The following is a 15,417-nucleotide window of genomic DNA, read 5'->3' as shown; positions in this document are numbered from 1 at the left end:
CGGATGACGGGTGCCGGCTAGTCCAGGAGCGTCGTGAGCTGCGCGCCCTCATCCGCGACGAACACCGCGATCAATTCCGCCGGCTCCGTCATGCTGGCATTGGCCGACACCAGATGCGTCGAGCCCGGCGGCTCGAAGAACGACTGGCCGACGCCGAATGTCTCGATGGGCCCGCCGCCGAGCTGCGAGCGGATCTCGCCCTTGGTGATGTAGGCTGTCACCGAGCCCGCATGCCGGTGCGGCCGCGAAAACCCGCCCGGACCATAGGACACGCGCACGATGGTGACGCGCTTGCCCGGGACGTTCGGCAACGCGTAGGAGCCGATCGGCTCGACCTTGTCGAGTGGCGAGCCCTCCGCCGCCGAGGCGCAGAGCGGCGCCAGCACGCCTGACACACCGTCGATCGTCACCGGCAGCACCTTGCCGATCACGAGCGCACAGGCAAGCCCGCCAAGGGCGGCGATCGCCATCGAGGGCATCGGACGCTGCGTCGCGGCCAAATTCATTGCTGTCATGCTGACCTCCCCGTGTTGCAATCAGGATGCCGCGGCATTCGCCGCGACAGGCCGCTGGGCCGGCGTCCAGCGATAGGCCGCACCGAACCGGTTCCAGACGTTGATCGAGGCGACCGCCGACGTCAGGTAGGTCAGCTCGCTCTCGGAGAACTCGCGGCTTGCCTCCGAATAGACCTCGTCGCTGACGCCCTCGGGTAGCAGCGTCAACGCCTCCGCCCAGGCCAGCGCCGCGCGCTCGCGCGCCGAGAAGATCGGCGCCTCGCGCCAGACCGCGACGAGATGGAGCTTGTCAGCGGGAACGCCGATCCGTTCCGACAGCAGGACGTGGTGCTGCACGCAGAAGGCGCAGCCGTTGATCTGCGAGGCGCGCAGCTTGACGAGCTCGACGAGATGCTTGTCGAGGCCGGCCTTCGTTGCAAGCTGACCGAGCGCCAGCACCAGATCATAGACGTCGGGCGCGATCTTCTTGAAATCCTCGTATTCGCTGCGGGCGTGTGACATTGCGGTTCACCTCGTCTTATTGTAAGAGGACTTTCATATTATAAGAGCTCTTATATGTCACGCAAGACCGCAGGCCTCACAAGATCGAAAAACGCGCGCAAGGCCCCTGCACCGGCCGATGACGGCGTTCGCGTACCCGCGCCCGGCGAAGGCAAGCGCGGCGAGCAAGGTTATCTCGGCTATCTGCTGCGTCAGGCTCACGCCGCGGTTCGGCTGACGATGGAGCGGACCCTCGCCGATCTCGGCGTGACCTCGCCGCAATTCGCTGTGCTGACGATGCTCAACGCCTATCCGGGCCTGTCGGGGGCCGACGTCGCCCGCCTCACTTTCCTCACGCCTCAGACCGTTGGGGTCATTATTCGAAATCTCGAACGCGACGGGGCGATCGAGATGACGCCGCATCCCATCCACGGCCGCATCCAGCAATGGTCGCTGACATCGCGAGGGTCGACGCTGCTGAAGGCCTGCCGCGAGCGCGTCATCGCGCTCGAAAAGCGGCTCGCCCGGGGCTTGGATAGCAAGGCGGAAACTGCGATCCGCCGCTGGCTTGCCGGCATCGCAGCCGAGTTGCAGGAGGACTAGGGGGCTCGCGCGCCTCGCCGTCCAAAGGAATGCTACCCGCCCTTCAGCGCATCCTTGACCTCGCCGTCGGGCCAGGCTTCGCCGGCGGCGATCACCCGCACGCGGCTCTGATCGGCGCCATTCACCAGCACATGCGAACTCACCCGGTCGCGGCTCGGCTCCAGGTGCAGATCGGTCTCGGGCTTCCAGCTCAGCGTGGTCGCGAGATCACCGGGAAAGATCTGCCATTGCGATCCGTCGTCGAGCTCGACGACATGGCTTTCCGCATGTGCGCGTATCTTCATTCCACCCCGATTCGATTTGCCGATCGTGCAAAGGCCCCGGCCTCGGAGCCGGGGCCCTGCTCGTCAGTCGTTGTCGTGTTGAATCACGGTCTTGCTGCGATTGCCGTATTCATCTTCCTTCTTGATCACTGTGGTGCGGCTCGACGGTTCGCGTTCCTTGATGACCGTGGTGCGATCACGCTCGCGGACGCGGTAGTCCGGCGACTGCCCAACCGTTACACCAGCGCCGACCGGACCGACGTGAACACCGACTTCGCCAGCGAATGCAGGGGCCGCAATCGCGGTGACCATGGCGGCTGCAAATAGAACTTTCCTCATCCTCTCCTCCTCAATGTGTGCGGAGGGAATGCAGGACTGCGACACTTTGTTCCGCGGGAACAGGCTGTTCCGACGCGTCGGGAACAGGCTCCCATGGGCCATGTTTCCCGCTAGAATGGTTGCATGAAAAATGCTGATTCCTCCGCCCATCAGGCCCGCCGCACTCTGCTGAAATCCGCACTCGGTGTGGCCGCCTTGCTCACGCTCCCGACACGCGCTCTCGCCGCGCCTCCGGGCTTCGACGAATGGCGCGAGGCTTTTCGCACGCGGGCGATGGCAAAGGGCATTTCGGCCGCGGCCTGGCAACGCGCGATGGCGCGGGTCGAGCCGGACATGAGCGTGTTCAAGCAGATGCGCAGCCAGCCGGAATTCCACGAACAGGTGTGGCAGTACATCAACCGCCGCGTTTCCGACTGGCGCATTATCAACGGCAAGGTCGCGCTGAAGAACAACGAGGCGCTGCTGGCGCGCATCGAGCGCGACTTCGGCGTCGAGCGCGGCACGCTGCTGGCACTGTGGGGCGTCGAGTCCGCCTATGGCGATCCGCTGGTGCAGCAGAACCATATGAAGCCGGTGTTTCCCTCGCTCGCCGCGCTCGCCTGGAACGAGCCGCGCCGCAAGGCCTATTGGGAGACCGAGCTGATCAATGCGCTCCGCATCGTCGACAAGGGCTGGAGCACGCCGGAGCAGATGCAGGGATCCTGGGCCGGCGCGATGGGCCATTCGCAATGGATGCCGGAAGTCTGGCTCAATGTCGGCATCGACTATGACGGCGACGGCAAGGTCTCGCCATTCGGCAAGCCCGACGATGCGCTGGGCTCGACCGCAAAATATCTGGTCAATCGCGGCAAATGGCACCGCGGCGAGCATTGGGGCTACGAGGTGCGCGCGTCCGGCAACATGAGCGGGAGCCGCAGCTACGCCGCCTGGGCGTCCGCCGGCGTGACCCGCGCCGACGGCCAGCCATTCCCGCAGCCGAACGCATCCGCGCAAATGTGGACGCCGGTCGCGGGCGGGCCAACCTTCCTGCTCGGACCGAACTTCTATTCGGTGAAAAGCTATAATCCGTCGATGAATTATGCGCTGGCGATCTGCCATCTCGGCGACCGCTGCCTGGGCGCGCCACCCTTCATCCAGCCCTTCCCCGGCTCCGAGCGCGCGCTGACGCTCGCCGAGGTGCAGGAGATGCAGACACGCCTGACCAAGGCCGGCTTCGACACCGGCGGCACCGACGGCCGCGTCGGCAACGACACGATGAAGGCCGTGAAGGATTTTCAGCAGCGTGCGGGCATCACGCCGGCGGACGGATATGGCGGGCTCAAGGTGCTGGCGAAGCTGCGGCAGGGATCGTAGAGCACACCGTCATTCCCGGGCGCGCGACGCGCGAGCCCGGAACTCCATTCCTACGCATCGCTTACCGCACGATGGACTCCGGGCTCGCGCCAAGTGGCGCGCCCCGGAATGATTCTGTAGCTGACGCCTGCCTCAGTGCCTGTACTGCGGCTCTTCCGCATCGAGCTGGCGGCGGATCGCGGCGAGATGCAACCGCGCGGATTCGGAGTCGCCTTCGCGCATCTGCCGGTAGGTTTCGGCCGCGACAGCGGGATCCACAGGCAGGACTTTCCGACCCGTCGACATCGCGAGCACCTGCACCTCGGCGGCGCGTTCGAGATAATAGAGATCGTCCCAGGCTTCCGCGATGGTCGGCGCCAGCACCATGACGCCGTGATGCTTCATGAAGACGATGTCGGCATCGCCGACGCTGGAGGCGATGCGTGCCCCCTCGCGGTTGTCGAGCGCGAGGCCGTTATAGTCGCGGTCAACGGCGATGCGGCCGTAGAACTTCAGCGCGGTCTGGCCGGCCCAGATCAGGGGCTCGCCCTCCGTCATCGATAGCGCCGTGGCATAGGGCATGTGGGTGTGGAAGGCGACCTTGGCGCGCGGCAGGCGCTTGTGCATCTCGGCATGGATGTAGAAGGCGGTCGCTTCGGGCACGCCCTCGCCATCGAGCACGTTGCCGTGAAAATCGCAGATCAAGAGCTTCGACGCGGTCAGCTCGCGGAAGGCGTAGCCATAGGGGTTGACCAGGAAGAGATCGTCATGCCCGGGCACCACGGCCGAGAAGTGATTGCAGATGCCTTCTTCGAAGCCGTTGCGCGCGGCCATGCGAAAGCAGGCAGCGAGATCCTCGCGCGCGGTGCGGATCGCATCGGTGGCGAGATCCGGCCGGTTCGAACGCTGCGGCGCGGGTGAGGAGGCGTGAAGATTGTGCGCCATGGCGAAGGACACCTCTGTCGGTCGGAAGCTCCCCGCGTTGTACAGGGCCGGCGCTTGCGCGTCAGCCCCTGCAGGCGCCACCCTGCCCTGCGCGCCCTATGCGCGCCGCGGCACGCCCCCGGCATTCATGCCGCCGTCGATGACGAGCTCGCTGCCGGTGACGTAGCGCGAGCCATCCGAGGCCAGATAGAGTACGCCGGAGGCGATCTCGGCAGCATGGCCGGCGCGGCCAAGCGGCGTAGCGACCTTGGCGCGCTCCTCCGGATCGATCGGCGCGTTCTGGCCGGCACCGGTCGCGCCGGTCGGGATCTTGCCCCAGATCGGCGTATCGATGATGCCGGGATGCACGGAGTTGATACGGATGCCATCGCCGGCGGCCGCGCACTCCATCGCGATCGATTTGGCGAACAGCCGCACGCCGCCCTTGGTGGCGGAATAGGCCGACAGCCCGGGCGCGCCGCGCAAGCCTGCGAGCGAGGACATCATCACGATCGAGCCGCCGCCGGTCTTGCGCATCAGGGGCAGGCAGTGCTTGACCGAGAGGAACACGCCGTCGAGGTTGATCGCGTTCTGCTTGCGCCAGTCCGAGAGCGTCATGTCGACGATCGAGGGCACGGCGATGCCGATGCCGGCATTGGAGACCATGATGTCGAGCCGGCCGTAGCGCTTGGCGATTTCGGCGACGATCTCGATCCAGCGTTCCTCGCTGGTGACGTCCTGCTCCAGGAAGATCGCCTTGCCGCCGGCCGTGGCGATGCGCTTGGCAAGCTCGGGGCCGCGTAGCTCGTCGATGTCGGTTGCAATGACGGTGGCGCCCTCGCGCGCGAACAGCTCGACGATGGCCTCGCCGATGCCCGAGGCGCCGCCCGTCACCAGCGCCACCTTGCCCTCAACCTGCCCTGCCATGTTCACTCCCTTTTTTGTTGTTTGAGCGACTTATTGTCGCCGCAAGGCCACGTCGGATCTTGCGTTATCTGATCACGGATGGCCCCTGATCCGGTAGTGCGACGTCGACGACGCGGAATTGCACCCGCTCGACGCCCTGATAGCGATCGACCGACAATGATCCCGCGACGTGCATCTGCTGACCGCGATTGGCCTGCAGCGCGTTGCCGAGCTTCTGGCCGACCGAACGGAACGCGATGCCGTTGACGATGGCGCCGTCACCCGATTTGAAGCGCAGGCGCAGATGCGCCTGTCCTACCTCGTCGGCATAGACGAGCTGATGCGCCGGCAAGGCCAGCACCGGCTCCGGATTGCCGCTGCCGAACGGGCCGGCGCGGTTCAGCGTGGTCGCTAGCTCCGTCGTTACCGCACGTGCGGAGACCGCGCCGTCGACATAGAGCTCGTTGACGTGGCGGGCTTCGGCAACGTCGCGTGCCAGGGCCTGCTCCATATAGGCGCGGAATTCGGCGAGCTTCTCCTTTCGCAAGGTCACGCCCGCGGCCATGGCATGGCCGCCGCCCTTGAGCAGAATGCCGTCGGCGACCGCCTGGCGTACGGCCTTGCCGAGATCGACGCCGGCGATCGAGCGGCCCGATCCGGTGCCGATGCCGCCAGGCTCGAGCGCGATGGCAAAGGCCGGCCGCGAAAATTTCTCCTTCAAGCGGGAGGCGACGAGGCCGACCACGCCGGGATGCCAGCCTTCGGACGCGGTGACGATGACGCCGAGCTTGTCCTCCAGCCCAATCGAGGCCAGCGCTTCCGCTTCGGCCTGCGCTTCCGCCGCCTGCTCGATGACGCGGCGCTCGCTGTTGAGGCGATCGAGCTCAGCCGCGATCCGCGCAGCCTCGACGCTGTCGCCTTCCAAGAGCAGCCGCACGCCGAGGTCGGCGCGGCCGATGCGGCCGCCGGCATTGACGCGCGGCCCCAGCATGAAGCCGAGATGCCAGGCCTCCGGCGGGCCGTTGAGGCGCGCCACGTCCATCAGCGCGGTGTGGCCGACATGGTCGCGCCGCCGCATCGCGATCAGGCCCTTCACGACGAAGGCGCGGTTCAGCCCAATCAGTGGGGCGACGTCGGCGACGGTGCCGAGCGCGACGTGGTGCAGCATGCCGAGCAGATCCGGCTCGGGCATCTCGCTGCCCCAGAAGCCGCGCTGGCGCAGCTCGCGGTTCACGGCAACCAGCGTCACAAGCACGAGGCCGACCGCGGCGAGATGGCCGAGGCCGGAAAGATCGTCGGGCCGGTTCGGATTGACCAGCGCATCGACCTCCGGGAGATCGAGGCCGCATTGATGGTGGTCGATCACGACCACGGACATGCCGAGGCGCTTGGCTTCGGCCAGCGGCTCGATGCTCGTGGTGCCGCAATCGACGGTAACCAGCAGCGTGGCGCCCTTGGCCGCCAGCGCGCGCACCGCTTCCGTGTTGGGCCCATATCCCTCGAAGATCCGGTCGGGAATGTGGATCAGCGGATCGAGCCCGCAATGGCGCAGGTGCCAGGCCAGCAGCGCCGCCGAGGTCGCCCCGTCGACGTCGTAATCGCCGAAGATCGCAACCTTCTCGCCCTTGGTCGCGGCATCCGCGATCCGCCTGGCCGCGGCTTCCATCTCCGTCACCGTGAACGGGTCCGGCAGCAGCTTTCGGATGGTCGGATCTAGGAAGTCCGGCACGGTGTCGATGTCGACGCCGCGGCCCGCAAGCACCCGCGCCAGCAGTTCCGGCAATTGGTGCCGTTGCACGATGGCAAGCGCCTTGGCCGCCCCGCGCCCGTCCAGCCGGTCGCGCCACAGCTTGTCGGTCAGCGAGCGCGTCACCCCCAGGAACGCCTGGGGCGCTTCGACGGGCAAGGCAGTGGCGGGCGGCGTCATGGATTGCGATTGGCTTGAGAAACCCGGCAGCGTGGCAGCTGGTGGGCCGGAAGGACGATTGACCCGGAATCCACCGACATATGCAATGTCCGCGCCGCATAAAGCAGTGGATTGCCGTTTTGCTGCGCGAAGTGACTATCATTTGGGCAATCCGTGGAACAGCAAATTAAGCGGGCGTTAGGCGGAATCTTCGAAAACGACTCGTATTCGATCTGTAATTTGTTGTTCCGGGTTCGTTGCAGATCAGACCTCATTGCCAAGGGAAATCCCCGATGTCTGCTGCGCTGGGTCTGAAGGCCAAGCCGATCGCCACCGAACCCGCCGACGACGATTCCGATATCTCCGCGCTGATCAACCGCCTCACGGCAGAGGTCAACCAGATCGCGGTCGACAAGACCAAGGCGATCCAGCAGATCACCAACCAGATGAAGATGCTGGCGCTAAACGCATTGATCGAGAGTTCCCGCGCCGGCGCGCAGGGCGCGGGTTTCGCGGTGGTGGCCCAGGAGGTCCGCGGCGTCGGCCAGCAGGTCGAGACCATCGCCCGCGAGCTCGAGACCCAGCTGACCAAACGCACCGGCGATCTCGTCGCCTCGATCGACCGCATGAGCCAGCGCTCGCGCGGCGAGCGCATGGTCGATTTGTCGCTCAACGCCATCGAGCTGATCGACCGCAACCTCTATGAGCGCACCTGCGACGTGCGCTGGTGGGCGACCGATTCCGCCGTGGTCGATTGCGCGGCTGCTCCGGGCGCAGCGACCGTGAACCACGCCTCGCAGCGCCTCGGCGTGATCCTCGGCGCTTACACCGTCTATCTCGACCTCTGGCTCTGCGACCTCGACGGCAACGTCATCGCCAACGGCCGGGCGGACCGCTTCCGCGTCGTCGGCCAGAACGTCGCCCACACCAGATGGTTTCGCGAGGCGAAGGGCCTTCGCTCCGGCGACGACTATGTCGCCGGCGACGTCGAGAACCAGCCCCTGCTCGGCAATGCGCAGGTCGCGACCTATTGCGCCAGCGTCCGCGCCGGCGGCCAGGCCAATGGCGCGCCGATCGGCGTGCTCGCCATCCATTTCGACTGGGAGCCGCAAGCCCGCGCCATCGTCCAGGGCGTACGCGTCGGCGACGGCGACAAGGCCCGCGTGCTGCTGGTCGATTCGAACTTTCGCGTCATCGCGGCATCCGACGGCCAGGGCATCCTCAGCGAGCGCATCTCGATCTCGCTGAACGGCCAGCGCTCCGGCTTCTATCACGACCGCACCGGCACGCTGGTCGCCTTCCATGCCACCCCCGGCTATGAGACCTATCGCGGGCTCGGCTGGTACGGCGTGATCGTCTGCGGGGCGTGAGGACGGTCTTCGGGACACCGACTACCGGAACATAGGCTTGCTACAACTATAACGGCTGGAACGATTAGAAGACCCGTGATGGCATCGTCTGCGGTTCCGGCGGTACCTTCAAAAACGATGGCGGCCTAAATGCACCTCTGCCAGTAGAGCTTTGGCACCGGGACACGAGGCGGTGCAAGGGCCGCCTCTCCCGCATCCGTTCGTCCTTGGTCTTGATGCAAATCAACGGGACTGCCCTCCGGAAATTGATGCTGATCGTGCCGGAGCCTTTCCGGAACGAGCCGTGTCATGGACGATCTATCGAAACTTGGCATTGATGCCGGCAGACTGCCGATCTGGCTTCGTGTCGTCGCGGTCGTGGCGTTGATCCTGCTCGTCATTGGCACGGGCCTGTTCGCATATCTTTGGTATGCGCGGCCGGTGACGCTGTCGATTGCGGTCGGATCGCTGGATGGCGAGGCCCCGAAAATCGTGTCGGCCCTTGCGAGCCGGCTTGCCGCGAATAACTCAGCGGTGCGGCTCAAGGTCGTCGAGACCGGCGGCCCCCTCGAATCGGCCTCCGCGCTGTCGTCGGGCAAGACCGACCTCGCCGTCGTTCGTGGCGACGTCGGCGACCTGTCGCAGGCTCAAGCCATCGTCGTCCTTGCCGAGGCGGTGGCCGTGCTCGTGGCGCCTCCCGGCTCGACCATAACCGATATCGCGGGTTTAAAGCGTACGACCGTGGGCGTCGTTGCCGGCGACATCAATCAGAAGATAGTCAGTGTCCTGAGCAGGTCTTATGACCTTGACCGTGCCAACGTCGCGTTCAAGAGCCTTGCGCTAAACGAAGTCCGCCGCGCGTTCGACACCAAGCAGGTGCGTGCGGTGCTTTTCGTCATGCCGCTCAGCGACAAGTATCTGTCGCTGGTACGAGGATTGTTCCCGCAGAACGCCAAGACCGCGCCTGTGCTGATCCCGATCGAGAATGCGGGAGCTATTGCGGAGAAGGAGCGCGCCTATGAGAGTTTCGACATCCCCAAGGGAACGTTGCGCGGATCGCCTCCAGTCCCCGATGACGACGTGACCACCTTGCGCGTGGCCTACTACGTGGTCGGCACGAAAGATCTCGACAACGACGTGATCGCCGACTTCACAAAGGCCCTCACAGCCGCGCGCAGGGACATTTTGCCGGAGTGGCCGATCGTAGCGCAATTCAAGGCGCCTGATACCGACGCGGGCGCCTATCTTCCCGTTCATGCCGGCGCCGCGGAGTACTACAACGGCAGCCAGCTGAGCTTCCTGGACAAGTGGAGCAACATAATCTTCCTGGCACCGATGGCCCTGGGGGCCCTGGCGTCAGTCGCGGCTGCGCTCTGGCAATTTCTGAGATCCGGCGAACGCAAGCCAAGAGAGCCGGCACTTGATGCGCTCTACGCGCTGGGAAGCAGGATACGCCAGGCGAAGAGCGAGGCCGAGCTTTCGGAGATCGAAAATCAGATCGACAATGTGCTTCGCGCACAACGCTCGAGTGCCGATGACGATGCAAACAGGCTCGATGCGGCCACGCTGAACGTGGCGGCCCACCGGTTGGAAAACCTCATCCATGACCGGAAGGCTGTGCTGAATGCCGTCCAAAACGAGCCGGCGCCGCCGATCCAAAGCCAATCGCAAGTTTAGGCACGCCTGCGGCGAGCCTCGCGAACAGACGCGCCTGCGAGACAAAGGGGAATGGTCCCTTACCAAACTCTTTGTAATCTCGCGGCGAATCTCCGGAGCATATTTCGACAAGGCAGGCCAGTTCCAGGCAAGAGCTCGCCCTATTGCTCGGGTAAGATGGCCTGGCATCACGTTGATCGACGTCATCAACGGAAGAGCGCGCCCCGTTCGCCGGGGCATCGCGCGCTCGTCGAATGCTGAGGAGACATGCCATGAAGATTGTTGTGATCGGTGGGACCGGATTGATCGGATCCAAGCTCGTGGCGAAGCTCAAACAGCAAGGCCACGAGCCCGTGGCAGCCTCGCCGAAATCAGGCGTGAACGCCGTGACCGGGGAAGGCCTCGCGGCTGCGCTGGCCGGCGCCGATGTCGTCGTCGACGTCGCCAACGCGCCGTCCTGGGAGCCGGCCGCCGTGCTCGATTTCTTCCAGCGTTCGAGCAAGAACCTCGTCGCGGCGGAGGCCGCAGCAGGCGTGAAACATCACGTGGCGCTCTCGATCGTCGGCACCGAACGTTCGCCCGACAACGCCTATTTTCGTGCCAAGCTCGCTCAGGAGACCGTCATCAAGTCCTCTTCGGTCCCTTACTCGATCGTGCGCGCCACTCAGTTCTTCGAATTCCTCGGCGCCATTGCCGAAACGGGTCTGACAGGTGGCAAGGTCGTCGTTCCTACGGCGCAATTTCAGCCGATCGCGGCCGACGACGTCGCGGACCGCCTCGCAGAGGTCGCAACGGGCCAGCCGCTCAACGGCACCATCGATATCGCAGGCCCCGAGAAGGCTCCTTTCAATGAATTCATCGCGCGGCGCCTGAAGGCGTCCGGCGACAGCCGTCCGGTGGTGGGAGATGCAAAGGCGCCCTATTACGGCGCCCCCATCGACGACACATCGCTCAACCCGCTCGGCGAGGCGCGGCTCGGGAAAACCGCGCTCGCAACATGGCTCGCGCGGCTCTGAAGCTCCACAGCGTCATCACGACGCAAACTGTCCATGAAAGGGAATCCCATGCGCAGATTGCTGATCGCAACGGCGGTTTACGCCGCATCTATCCTGGCCGTCCATGCCGCCGAGACGGCCCCCCTGGCCAAGGTCACGATCGTCTTTGATCAGGCGCTGCCGAATGTGCCGGGCAAGAGCATGAAGGGCGTGCTGGTCGAGTATGGTCCCGGAGGCTCCTCGCCGGCCCACATTCACGCGCCGTCCGCCTTCATCTATGCCACGGTCCTCGAAGGCGCGATCCGCAGTCAGGTCAATGACGGCCCCGCAAAGGTCTTTCACAAGGGAGAGAACTTCTCCGAAAGGCCCGGCGACCGTCACGCCGTCAGCGCCAATGCCAGCGATACCGAGCCTGCCAAGCTGCTTGCCGTGTTCGTGGTCGACACGGCCGACAAGGAGCTGACGACGCCGATCACGAAGTAGCGCCAGATCGGCACGCCATCGAAAAACCCCGTGCTCGCGGGGTTGTATGCATCCGTGACCGCACGCATCCGCGGACCAATTCTACTTGCTAGCTTGCCGTAAGCAGCGCAGCATGGCCCCTGCCGACCTCCGGTCGATGGCCGATCGGGGCGGCGGCGACGCGCGAACAACTGCACAAAGCAAAAGACAAAAGCGAGGAAACGCATGACAATCGATGTCTCTCGTCGGTCCCTGCTCGCACTCGGGGCGGGCCTTGGTGCCAGCGCCATGCTCGGCAGCAGCGCAATGGCGCGGGCTCCCAAGCTCGGCACCCAGACGCCCTACTGGCACCGCTTCGTTCTCGGCGATGCCGAGGTGACCGTCGTATCCGACGGGCCCCTACCGCTCGGCGATCCCTCCGGGACGTTCTCTGGCGTTCCCAAGGAAGAGGTCAAGAAGATGCTCGCCGACAATTTCCTGTCGCCGGACAATGTCGTGCTCGAGCAGAACTCTCCGATCGTGAACACCGGCGACAAGCTCATCCTGTTCGATACCGGCATGGGCAGTTCGAAGATGTTCGGTGCCAGCACCGGGCGGCAACAGAAGAGCATGACCGAGGCCGGCATCAAGCCGGGGGACATCGACGCGGTGGTCTGCTCGCATGCCCATATCGACCATATCGGCGGCATCGTGGACGAAGGCGGCAAGCCGCTGTTTCCGAACGCGCAGATCTACATCTCCCAGACCGATTTCGACTTCTGGACCGACGAAGGCAAGCTCGGCAGCCCGGCCAAGGACTTCGTTGTCCACGCCCGCAAGAACCTGCTGCCGGTCCGCGACCGCATCGTGTTCTTCAAGGACGGCCAGGAATTTCTGCCGGGCGTGCAGGCCATCGCGGCGCCCGGTCACACCGTCGGCCACACCATCTTCACGGTCTCGTCGGCGGGCAAGTCCTTCGCCTTCCTCGGCGACCTCTCGCACCATTCGGTGCTGCTGCTGGAGCGGCCGCGGATGGAGTTCTCCTACGACACCGATCCGAAGCAGGCGGCGGAATCGCGCGTGAAACTGCTCACGATGCTCGCCGCGAACAAGGTCCCGGTGATGTCCTATCACTTCGCCTGGCCCGGCTATGGTCATGTCGCCAAGGCAGGCGACGGTTTCCGCTACTATCCCGAACCGATGCAGATGACGTTGTAGGCCACCAAGTCGTTTGTCACACGAGGTCCGGGCAGCCCAAGCTTCCCGGACCTTTTGCTTGCCGCCTAGCCGCTGGATTATTTGCAGCCGCTCGGCGGCCGTGATGAAAACGTGCGCGCGAGTTCGGTATCACGGCGTATCGTTGAAGACCTCGACCAGACGAAAACGCTCACACATCAGCATCATGTCATCGCTATATCGCCCGAGCCTGCCGAAATAGGATTGATGGGCGGAGCGCCAATAGGCCAGGCTCCGGTCGCCTTCCCCTTCATCATGCGCAAAGGCTGCGTCGACCTCATTGAACCGGCGATATGTCACCTCAATGCTTTCGATGACGCAGCGCGGCTCGGCGCGCCCGTCGAGCACGACCCAGCGCTCACCGGGCGCGGAAGTGTTCGGCTCGTCCTCGGTGCTGCACGTCGCGGTTTTGATGCCTTTGATGACGAGCTCGACCAATTCATCCGCCAGCGCAGGATTGTCCCCGAAAGCAAATGTCCGGAGATGTCGATAGGGCTCGGGAACCGATTTGCTCATGCTCTCCCGCATGTCACGTTACCTGCGTCAGGCGGCCCCTGAAGCAACCCAAGCCAAGTGCCGCATGAAGACGGCGGCTAACAGCCCAACTTGTCGGCGATCCCGCCAAAATCCTTCGCGACGATGTCCCAGTTGCCGTTCGCCTCGAAATCCACCTTCTGAAGCGGTCCGTACTCGGTCGGCCGCGCCACGAAGGCGGTCTTGAGCCCGTTCTTCTGCGCAGCGCCGAGATCGCCGTTGTGGGCAGCGACCATCATCACCTGTTCCGGCTTGAGGCAGAGCAGACGCGCGGCACCGAGATAGGTCTCGGGATCGGGCTTGTAGTGCTCGAACAGTTCGGCCGACATGACGAGGTCCCACGGCAGGCGAGCGAACTTCGCCATGTTGGTGAGCAGCGCAACGTTGCCGTTCGACAGCGGCGCGATCACGAATTTCGATTTCAGCCGCGTAAGGCCGGAGACGCTGTCGGGCCAGGGATGCAGGCGGTGCCAGCCTTTGGTGAGATAGTCGAGATCGGCTTCGGTGAGGCCCTTGATCGAGAATTGATCGACCAGCTTTTCCAGCGAGCGGCGGTGCAGATCATCCAGCATGACGTAGCCGCGCTCGGGATGTTGGCGCACGTCGTCCATCGAGGCCATGTACATGCCGCGCCAGCCGTCGACCAAGGCGGTCCAGTCCGCGCTGATGCCGCGCTGCTTGCCCCACCACATGAAGTCGGTGATGAGGCTGGTGCGCCAGTCCACGACGGTGCCGAACACGTCGAAGACGAGGGCTTTGACGGCGGAGAGATCGGACATGTGCGCTTCCCGTTGTTTTTATCGTTGTCATTCCGGGATGGCCCGTAGGGCCAGGCCCGGAATCCATTGCACATCGAACTCTGCCGCTCGATGGATTCCGGGTTCGACGCTTTCGCGTCGCCCCGGAATGACGGCAGCCTCAGTCCAGATGGAACTTGGCCAGCTCGCGGTGCTCGGCCTTGATGTAGCGCACCGTGCCGGTGACGGAGCGCATCACCACCGTCTCGGTCTCGATCACGCCGTCCTTGCGGAATTTGACGCCCGAGAGCAGCGAGCCCGTGGTGACGCCCGTGGCGGCGAACAGGCAGTCGCCGCGCGCCATGTCCTCGATGCCGTAGATCATCTTGGGATCGTTGACGCCCATCTTGGCGGCGCGCTCGCGCTTTTCGTCGGAATCGAGGATCAGGCGGCACTGCATCTGGCCGCCGATGCAGCGCAGCGCCACGGCCGCGAGCACGCCTTCCGGCGCACCGCCGGTGCCGAGATACATGTCGACGCCCGTATTGTCGGGGTCGGCGCAGTGGATCACGCCGGCAACGTCGCCGTCGGTGATCAGGCGCACGGCGGCCCCGGTCGAGCGCACGCTCGAGATGATGTCGGCATGGCGCGGACGATCGAGCACGAGGACGGTGATGCCCTCCGGCTTGACGCCCTTGGCCTTGGCGAGGCGGCGAACGTTGTCGGCGGGCGAGGCATCGATTTCGACAACACCCTTGTCGTAGCCGGGACCGATCGCGAGCTTCTCCATGTAGACGTCGGGCGCGTGCAGCAGCGTACCGCCGTCGGCCATCGCCATGGTGGCGATCGACCCCGGCATGTTTTTGGCGCACAGCGTGGTGCCCTCGAGCGGGTCGACGGCGATATCGACCTCGGGGCCGGCCTTGAGGCCGACCTGCTCGCCGATATAGAGCATCGGCGCTTCGTCGCGCTCGCCCTCGCCGATCACGATGGTGCCCTGGATCGGGAGCTTGTTGAGCTCGCGCCGCATGGCATCCACGGCCGCCTGGTCGGCGGCCTTTTCATTGCCGTGGCCGCGCAACCGCGCCGACGACACCGCCGCCCGCTCCGTCACACGCACGATCTCCAGCGTGAGAATGCGCTCGAGCAACGCTTGCGGCGGGACTGAAATATGGGTCGACATCGGCTCACTCCTTCAAAC

At 64.9% G+C, this 15,417-nt stretch carries 17 protein-coding genes; 7 read left to right on the top strand and 10 right to left on the bottom strand.

Annotated features, from left to right (window positions below; all coding sequences use genetic code 11):
• Window positions 1-17 precede the first annotated feature (17 nt).
• On the bottom strand, window positions 18-515 hold the full coding sequence (locus HAP40_RS18815) for a cupin domain-containing protein (RefSeq protein WP_166816402.1): 498 nt from the start codon (window positions 513-515) through the stop codon (window positions 18-20).
• 21 nt (window positions 516-536) lie between these two features.
• Complete coding sequence (locus HAP40_RS18810; RefSeq protein WP_166816403.1) at window positions 537-1,016, bottom strand: carboxymuconolactone decarboxylase family protein; 480 nt, start codon at window positions 1,014-1,016, stop codon at window positions 537-539.
• Between the two features lie 54 nt (window positions 1,017-1,070).
• Between HAP40_RS18810 and HAP40_RS18805 the strand changes: the two genes are divergently transcribed.
• Entirely contained in the window at window positions 1,071-1,598 is a 528-nt protein-coding gene (locus HAP40_RS18805; RefSeq protein ID WP_166816404.1) for a MarR family winged helix-turn-helix transcriptional regulator, read from the top strand.
• 32 nt (window positions 1,599-1,630) lie between these two features.
• On the opposite strand, the gene HAP40_RS18800 is transcribed toward HAP40_RS18805, so the two are convergent.
• Together HAP40_RS18800 and HAP40_RS18795 are read right to left on the bottom strand one after the other, a co-directional pair.
• A complete protein-coding gene (locus HAP40_RS18800) occupies window positions 1,631-1,882 on the bottom strand; it encodes a hypothetical protein (RefSeq protein ID WP_166816405.1) in 252 nt (83 codons plus the stop codon).
• A 63-nt stretch (window positions 1,883-1,945) separates the two neighbouring features.
• Window positions 1,946-2,200, bottom strand: a complete 255-nt coding sequence (locus HAP40_RS18795; protein WP_166816406.1) for a hypothetical protein — start codon at window positions 2,198-2,200, stop codon at window positions 1,946-1,948.
• A gap of 123 nt (window positions 2,201-2,323) precedes the next feature.
• On the opposite strand from HAP40_RS18795, the gene HAP40_RS18790 reads away from it, so the two are divergent.
• The gene (locus HAP40_RS18790) at window positions 2,324-3,553 is read left to right on the top strand and encodes a lytic murein transglycosylase (RefSeq protein WP_166816407.1); all 1,230 of its coding nucleotides are present in this window, start codon (window positions 2,324-2,326) and stop codon (window positions 3,551-3,553) included.
• A 132-nt stretch (window positions 3,554-3,685) separates the two neighbouring features.
• Here HAP40_RS18790 and HAP40_RS18785 read toward each other — a convergent pair whose 3' ends face one another.
• The 3 genes from HAP40_RS18785 to recJ all read right to left on the bottom strand — a co-directional run bounded on the left by HAP40_RS18785 (window position 3,686) and on the right by recJ (window position 7,289).
• On the bottom strand, window positions 3,686-4,477 hold the full coding sequence (locus HAP40_RS18785; protein WP_166816408.1) for an aldolase: 792 nt from the start codon (window positions 4,475-4,477) through the stop codon (window positions 3,686-3,688).
• Window positions 4,478-4,573: 96 nt separating this feature from the next.
• Entirely contained in the window at window positions 4,574-5,383 is an 810-nt protein-coding gene (locus HAP40_RS18780; protein ID WP_166816409.1) for an SDR family NAD(P)-dependent oxidoreductase, read from the bottom strand.
• A gap of 64 nt (window positions 5,384-5,447) precedes the next feature.
• On the bottom strand, window positions 5,448-7,289 hold the full coding sequence (recJ, locus tag HAP40_RS18775; protein ID WP_166816410.1) for a single-stranded-DNA-specific exonuclease RecJ: 1,842 nt from the start codon (window positions 7,287-7,289) through the stop codon (window positions 5,448-5,450).
• Between the two features lie 272 nt (window positions 7,290-7,561).
• Here recJ and HAP40_RS18770 point away from each other — a divergent pair, with 272 nt between their 5' ends.
• The 5 genes from HAP40_RS18770 (at window position 7,562) to HAP40_RS18750 (ending at window position 12,927) form a co-directional block, all read left to right on the top strand.
• On the top strand, window positions 7,562-8,638 hold the full coding sequence (locus HAP40_RS18770) for a methyl-accepting chemotaxis protein (RefSeq protein ID WP_166816411.1): 1,077 nt from the start codon (window positions 7,562-7,564) through the stop codon (window positions 8,636-8,638).
• Window positions 8,639-8,926: 288 nt separating this feature from the next.
• The gene (locus HAP40_RS18765) at window positions 8,927-10,294 is read left to right on the top strand and encodes a TAXI family TRAP transporter solute-binding subunit (RefSeq protein WP_208024761.1); all 1,368 of its coding nucleotides are present in this window, start codon (window positions 8,927-8,929) and stop codon (window positions 10,292-10,294) included.
• A 251-nt stretch (window positions 10,295-10,545) separates the two neighbouring features.
• The gene (locus HAP40_RS18760; RefSeq protein ID WP_166816412.1) at window positions 10,546-11,289 is read left to right on the top strand and encodes an SDR family oxidoreductase; all 744 of its coding nucleotides are present in this window, start codon (window positions 10,546-10,548) and stop codon (window positions 11,287-11,289) included.
• Between the two features lie 48 nt (window positions 11,290-11,337).
• Window positions 11,338-11,751: a cupin domain-containing protein gene (locus tag HAP40_RS18755; protein WP_166816413.1), complete on the top strand. Its 414-nt coding sequence runs from the start codon at window positions 11,338-11,340 to the stop codon at window positions 11,749-11,751.
• Window positions 11,752-11,955: 204 nt separating this feature from the next.
• On the top strand, window positions 11,956-12,927 hold the full coding sequence (locus HAP40_RS18750) for an MBL fold metallo-hydrolase (protein WP_166816414.1): 972 nt from the start codon (window positions 11,956-11,958) through the stop codon (window positions 12,925-12,927).
• 129 nt (window positions 12,928-13,056) lie between these two features.
• Here HAP40_RS18750 and HAP40_RS18745 read toward each other — a convergent pair whose 3' ends face one another.
• From HAP40_RS18745 to glpX, 3 genes are all read right to left on the bottom strand, one after another.
• Window positions 13,057-13,461 (bottom strand): ASCH domain-containing protein, encoded by a 405-nt coding sequence (locus tag HAP40_RS18745; protein ID WP_166816415.1) that lies wholly within the window; start codon window positions 13,459-13,461, stop codon window positions 13,057-13,059.
• Between the two features lie 77 nt (window positions 13,462-13,538).
• Window positions 13,539-14,258, bottom strand: a complete 720-nt coding sequence (locus HAP40_RS18740; protein ID WP_166816416.1) for a haloacid dehalogenase type II — start codon at window positions 14,256-14,258, stop codon at window positions 13,539-13,541.
• A 139-nt stretch (window positions 14,259-14,397) separates the two neighbouring features.
• Window positions 14,398-15,399 (bottom strand): class II fructose-bisphosphatase, encoded by a 1,002-nt coding sequence (glpX, locus tag HAP40_RS18735; RefSeq protein WP_166816417.1) that lies wholly within the window; start codon window positions 15,397-15,399, stop codon window positions 14,398-14,400.
• Window positions 15,400-15,417 lie beyond the last annotated feature (18 nt).

Source organism: Bradyrhizobium sp. 1(2017) (assembly GCF_011602485.2).
Taxonomy (GTDB): Bacteria; Pseudomonadota; Alphaproteobacteria; order Rhizobiales; family Xanthobacteraceae; genus Bradyrhizobium.
This window is presented reverse-complemented; position numbering and strand designations above follow the sequence as displayed.

Coding starts and splice junctions, on each gene's coding strand:
- glpX (WP_166816417.1), bottom strand. CDS start 15,399: ATGTCGACCCATATTTCAGTCCCGCCGCAAGCGTTGCTCGAGCGCATT.
- HAP40_RS18795 (WP_166816406.1), bottom strand. CDS start 2,200: ATGAGGAAAGTTCTATTTGCAGCCGCCATGGTCACCGCGATTGCGGCC.
- HAP40_RS18790 (WP_166816407.1), top strand. CDS start 2,324: ATGAAAAATGCTGATTCCTCCGCCCATCAGGCCCGCCGCACTCTGCTG.
- HAP40_RS18815 (WP_166816402.1), bottom strand. CDS start 515: ATGACAGCAATGAATTTGGCCGCGACGCAGCGTCCGATGCCCTCGATG.
- recJ (WP_166816410.1), bottom strand. CDS start 7,289: ATGACGCCGCCCGCCACTGCCTTGCCCGTCGAAGCGCCCCAGGCGTTC.
- HAP40_RS18785 (WP_166816408.1), bottom strand. CDS start 4,477: ATGGCGCACAATCTTCACGCCTCCTCACCCGCGCCGCAGCGTTCGAAC.
- HAP40_RS18780 (WP_166816409.1), bottom strand. CDS start 5,383: ATGGCAGGGCAGGTTGAGGGCAAGGTGGCGCTGGTGACGGGCGGCGCC.
- HAP40_RS18800 (WP_166816405.1), bottom strand. CDS start 1,882: ATGAAGATACGCGCACATGCGGAAAGCCATGTCGTCGAGCTCGACGAC.
- HAP40_RS18765 (WP_208024761.1), top strand. CDS start 8,927: ATGGACGATCTATCGAAACTTGGCATTGATGCCGGCAGACTGCCGATC.
- HAP40_RS18810 (WP_166816403.1), bottom strand. CDS start 1,016: ATGTCACACGCCCGCAGCGAATACGAGGATTTCAAGAAGATCGCGCCC.
- HAP40_RS18745 (WP_166816415.1), bottom strand. CDS start 13,461: ATGAGCAAATCGGTTCCCGAGCCCTATCGACATCTCCGGACATTTGCT.
- HAP40_RS18740 (WP_166816416.1), bottom strand. CDS start 14,258: ATGTCCGATCTCTCCGCCGTCAAAGCCCTCGTCTTCGACGTGTTCGGC.
- HAP40_RS18755 (WP_166816413.1), top strand. CDS start 11,338: ATGCGCAGATTGCTGATCGCAACGGCGGTTTACGCCGCATCTATCCTG.
- HAP40_RS18750 (WP_166816414.1), top strand. CDS start 11,956: ATGACAATCGATGTCTCTCGTCGGTCCCTGCTCGCACTCGGGGCGGGC.
- HAP40_RS18770 (WP_166816411.1), top strand. CDS start 7,562: ATGTCTGCTGCGCTGGGTCTGAAGGCCAAGCCGATCGCCACCGAACCC.
- HAP40_RS18760 (WP_166816412.1), top strand. CDS start 10,546: ATGAAGATTGTTGTGATCGGTGGGACCGGATTGATCGGATCCAAGCTC.
- HAP40_RS18805 (WP_166816404.1), top strand. CDS start 1,071: ATGTCACGCAAGACCGCAGGCCTCACAAGATCGAAAAACGCGCGCAAG.